4 protein-coding genes are annotated in these 4,464 nt (G+C 70.8%); 1 reads left to right on the top strand and 3 read right to left on the bottom strand.

Annotation, left to right across the window (positions count from 1 at the left end):
* Positions 1-81: 81 nt before the first annotated feature.
* Entirely contained in the window at positions 82-690 is a 609-nt protein-coding gene (locus MTQ10_RS28285) for a dihydrofolate reductase family protein (protein WP_247473175.1), read from the bottom strand.
* Positions 691-958: 268 nt separating this feature from the next.
* Here MTQ10_RS28285 and MTQ10_RS28280 point away from each other — a divergent pair, with 268 nt between their 5' ends.
* Positions 959-1,522 carry a Dps family protein gene (locus MTQ10_RS28280; RefSeq protein WP_247473174.1) on the top strand — a complete coding sequence of 188 codons (564 nt, stop codon included), beginning with the start codon at positions 959-961 and terminating at the stop codon, positions 1,520-1,522.
* A gap of 170 nt (positions 1,523-1,692) precedes the next feature.
* Here the strand turns inward: MTQ10_RS28280 and MTQ10_RS28275 are convergent, their stop codons facing one another.
* A complete protein-coding gene (locus MTQ10_RS28275; RefSeq protein ID WP_308404609.1) occupies positions 1,693-2,370 on the bottom strand; it encodes a DUF5825 family protein in 678 nt (225 codons plus the stop codon).
* Positions 2,371-2,429: 59 nt separating this feature from the next.
* Positions 2,430-4,358: a RiPP maturation radical SAM C-methyltransferase gene (locus MTQ10_RS28270; protein ID WP_247473173.1), complete on the bottom strand. Its 1,929-nt coding sequence runs from the start codon at positions 4,356-4,358 to the stop codon at positions 2,430-2,432.
* Between the last annotated feature and the right edge of the window lie 106 nt (positions 4,359-4,464).

Genomic DNA, 4,464 nt, shown 5'->3' with positions numbered 1-4,464 from the left:
CCACGGAACCCGCCCGGCGCCCCGGTCGGCCCCGCCACGGCCCGTGCTGTGACCCGTCGGCCCACGGCAGGCGAAGCCGCTCTACGCGTAGGTGTCGTAGCTCGGCTTCCCTTTCGTGCGGTAGACGGCCACGATCGTGCCGCTCTTCGTCGTTTTCGCGCTCACCGGCTCCAGGGCCGTGGGGACGGCACCGTCGGCGAAGAGCCGCTTGCCGGAGCCGATGATCACCGGGTGGACGGTGAGCCGGTACTCGTCCACCAGCTCGTTGCGCATCAGGGTCTGGGCCAGATCGCCGCTGCCGACCACGAAGAGGGGACCGCCCTCGGACTCCTTCAGGGCCCGTACGGCGTCGGCGGCGTCGCCCCGCAGCAGGGTCGAGTTCTCCCACTCCAGCTCGGTCGGTGTCCGCGACGCCACGTACTTCTGCATGCTGTTCATCCGCTGCGTGAACGGATTCGACGGATCGGCCGTCGGCCAGTACGAGGCGAAGATCTCGTACGTCCTGCGGCCGAGCAGCATCCCGACGGGCTCCTCGTACCAGCCTGCGATCGCCGCCTCCACCTCGTCGTCGGAGACAGGCTTCTGCCAGCCCCCGTGCTCGAAGCCGCTCGCCCGGTCCTCGTCGGAACCGCCGGGGGCCTGCATGACACCGTCGAGGGTCAGGAACGTCGTGATGATGATCTCGCGCATGATGCGCCTCCTTCGTCGACAGGGCAGACAGCGGCGGCACCCGGAACTCATCGGCCGGCCCGCCGACCGCCAGGACGGCCACTCTCCGTGACCACGCCCGCGCCAGGGGTGCGCCGCCTCGGCGGTGTGACCTGTTCGGCGCATCGCGAGGGGCCATCAAACCCGGAATGCGGGGAACTGGGACAGAACGACAACGCAGAACATCACAGGGCGGCCCGCGACCGCGGAGCCCCGCCCTGCTGAAGTACCGCAGACGAAGGAGCATGGCGTGGCCAAGGACCTGACCCCCAAGTACACCGTTCCGGGTATCGATCGGGAGGCAGCCGGACGTCTCATCGGTCTGCTCCGCTTGCGCCTGCACGCCCTGAACGACCTGCACCTCACCCTCAAGCACGTCCACTGGAACGTCGTAGGCCCCCACTTCATCGCCGTCCACGAGATGATCGACCCGCAGGTCGACCGGGTCCGGGAGATGGCCGACGACGTCGCCGAGCGCATCGCCGCCCTCGGCGGCGTCGCCCAGGGCACCCCCGGCGCCCTCGTCGAGGAGCGCACCTGGGACGACTACTCCGTCGGCCGCGCCGACGCGCTGGCCCACCTGGGCGGACTCGACGTGGTGTACACGGGCGTCATCGAGGACATACGCGCGGCGATCAAGGAGGCAGGTGACCTCGACCCCGCCACCGAGGACCTGCTCATCGAGCAGCTGCGCGACCTGGAACAGTTCCAGTGGTTCGTCCGCGCCCACCTGGAGACCGCGGGCGGCACGCTGACCACCGCCGGCGCGCACACCGAACAGCAGGCCGCGTCGCGAGGCGCCGAACTGGACTGAACCTTCCCCGAGCGGCGTGCAGGACGGCGGCTGCCGGGCGAGGACCCCGCCCGGCAGCCGCCTCCCGCGAACCCGGGAGTCCTGGGCCGGCCCATCGGCCCGGAGCGGGCGACGACCGTGCCGGCCGCCCCCCGAACACGCGCGGACCCTCCCGGCGGGTCCTCACGCGCTCAGATCGCCATCGCCTCCTGAAGCCACCGGTTCACCCGGTACGGCAGCCACCAGCCCAGGTCGCCCACCCGCAGGACCAGCAGCTCACCGGCGAGGTCGGCGAGCACGGCCGGTGGGACGTCACGGTGGTCGGTGCCGAAGTCCAGGGCCTCGATGGCCGCCTGGTACTCCGGCTCGTCCGCGGTGAAACGGCGCAGCTCGCCCCAGCGGCGGTCGCGGATCTGGACGAAACCCGGGCCGCGCCGCCACACGAACTTGCACAGATAGTGCTGCGTCCGCCAGGTGTACAGCGCCTCCTCCGCGTCGGGCACACCCTCGATCCGCAGCGGCGGGTGCAGATGGGACAGCAGCCGCCACTGATCCGCGCCCTCCTCACCGGGCAGCCTCAGCTCCCAGTCGACCAGCACGGCGCGCGCGGTCAGCTCCCGCACCAGGCACAGCAGGTCCACGGCACGCCGGGCCCCGGCGTCACCGGACACGGTCAGGTCGACCGGCTCGTGCAGGGCGACCCGGCGGGCGCCGAGACGCCACAGGCCGTCGCACGCCTGACCGGTCACCTCCGGCAGGTCGATCGTGCCCAGGCCCATGCCCGGCAGGGCGCGCGCCCGGTCGTCGTGGTCGCGCCACGCCGTCACCGGGAACGGCGCGGCCGGCTTCTCGACGGTCTGCGTCATCATGTGCGCTTCAGCTCCAGTGTTCTTCCGGTGCTCGACCAGTGTTCGCGAAGGGGCGGGGGTCAGGACAGGGCGGGTTCCTCGGTGCGCGCCGCCGGTTCCTCCCGGGGCGCACGGTAGGTGTGGCGCATGAAGTCCAGCCGCAGCAGGTCCTGGTTGACGGCGGACGGCGCGATGTGCACGTACTGCCCGGCGTCCGTGAACACGATCCCCGCCGCCACCCACTCGTCCAGCAGCGCCCGCACCTCGTCGTCGGTGCGCGAGGCCGCCGCCTTCTCGTCCGCCTTGCGGCGCAGCGCGGCCGGCGAGTGCGGCTGGTCCAGCAGCCGGAACACGGCGATCTCGTACGGGTCCGTCAGCTCCCGCGTCCGCCACGCGAAGGCGCTGCGCCGGCTCACCAGGACGATCCGGTCGCCCAGGTCCACATGGGTGAGCCGGGCGTCCACATGCCGCTTCTTCCACAGCGCCAGCGCGTCGTTCAACGCCTGCACGGTGTCCTCGCCGATGCCCCGCGCCGGCGCCTCGAAGACGTACGCGAGGTCGTACAGCTCCTCCTCGGGCAGGTCGTACGTGAACCGGTAGTGCTGCTCGGGCCGCAGCCCGGTGAAGCCCAGCTCGGGCTTGGCGAAGTAGGGGCTGAAGCGCTCGATGGCGATACGCGCCGACAGGTCGACCGGCGGATCGAGATGCTCCAGGGCGGGGATCTGGCGGATGACGGGCGCGTAGTCGTCGTCGGTCTCGCCGGGGAAGCCGTGCAGATAGTTCCACGACACGGACAGGCCCGTCTCGGCGGCGTCGCGCAGCATCCGCACGTTCTGGCAGCCGCTCACCCCCTTGTCCATCAGGTCCAGGACGCGGCTGTTGAGGCTCTCGATACCGGGCTGGACGTAGATCAGGCCCGCGTCGGCGAGCGTCCGCAGCTGCGGGCGCCGCATATTGGCCTTGATCTCGATGTGCATACGAAGGTCGTATCCACTGTCGACGATCCGCGGCAGCACCGTCGACAGGTATTTCATGTCCAGGATGTTGTCCACGACATACATGTCGAGCACGCGGTGCCGTTCCGCCAGCTCGATGATCTCGTCGTAGAACGTCTCCGGGGACTTGCTGCGGAACTGCATGAACGAGCCGTTCAGCCCGCAGAACGTGCAGTGGTGCTTCTCGCCCCACCAGCAGCCCCGGGCGCCCTCCACGACCAGCTTCGGCTCCACCCAGTTGCGGGCCACCGACGCGGCCAGCCGCTCGAAGTAGCCGCTGTAGTCGGGCGGCAGGATCGCCGCCGGCGGCAGCGGGCTCGTCGCCATCGGGTTGGCGACGCTGCCGCCGTCGGCCGCACGGTGGCACAGGCCCGGGATGCCGTCCAGCCCGCCGGTCCCGTCCCGCAGCGCCGTCAGAAGCGCGGGGAACGCGCTCTCGCCCTCGCCGCGCACCACGAAGTCCACGAAGCGGAAGTTGCGGTGCACGGCGGCGCCCTGCTCGGAGTCGCAGTTCGCGCCGCCCATCACGGTCACGATGTGCGGCGCCAGCTCCTTCACCCGCCGGGCGGCGGCCAGCGCCGCGGTGTTCTGCTGGAACGTGGACGTGAAGCCGACCACGTCCGGCCCGGCCGCGACGATCCTCCGCGCGATCTCGTCGACGAACTCCGGTACCAGCCGGTGCAGTTCCTTCGTCATCCGCATCCGGGACCTGCGCAGCTTCGGCGACATCACCCGGGTGAACTCCTCGTCCTTCCACTCCGGGTCGTCGTACAGCGCGGAGGAGAACACCCAGTCGCCGCAGCCCAGGAAGTACGACGACAGCGCGTAGTACTCGTAGTCCTGCGCCGAGAACTCGGCGCGCCCGGTGATCCAGTCGGTGAACTCCAGGTTGGCGTGCAGCACTTCACAGGTGGCGTCCGGCACCCGTTCGTCGACGCTGCGCTTGAGGATGCCGAGGGCCAGCGAGGGCAGGTCGATCGGGGACCAGGGCATGTTGACCAGCAGAACGCGCACGGGCGTGCTCCTTGGGGCGACGAGGCGGCAGGGGCAGGTCGATCGAGGTCAGGTCGCGGCGGCGGAGCGCAGCGGGGAGCGGAGGTGGGGGGAGCGGAGGAGGGAG

The organism is Streptomyces sp. XM83C, assembly GCF_023072675.1.
GTDB classification, from domain to species: Bacteria; Actinomycetota; Actinomycetes; order Streptomycetales; family Streptomycetaceae; genus Streptomyces; species Streptomyces thermocoprophilus.
The sequence above is the reverse complement of the archived record's forward strand: the minus strand, read 5'-3'. Positions and strand labels throughout refer to the sequence as shown.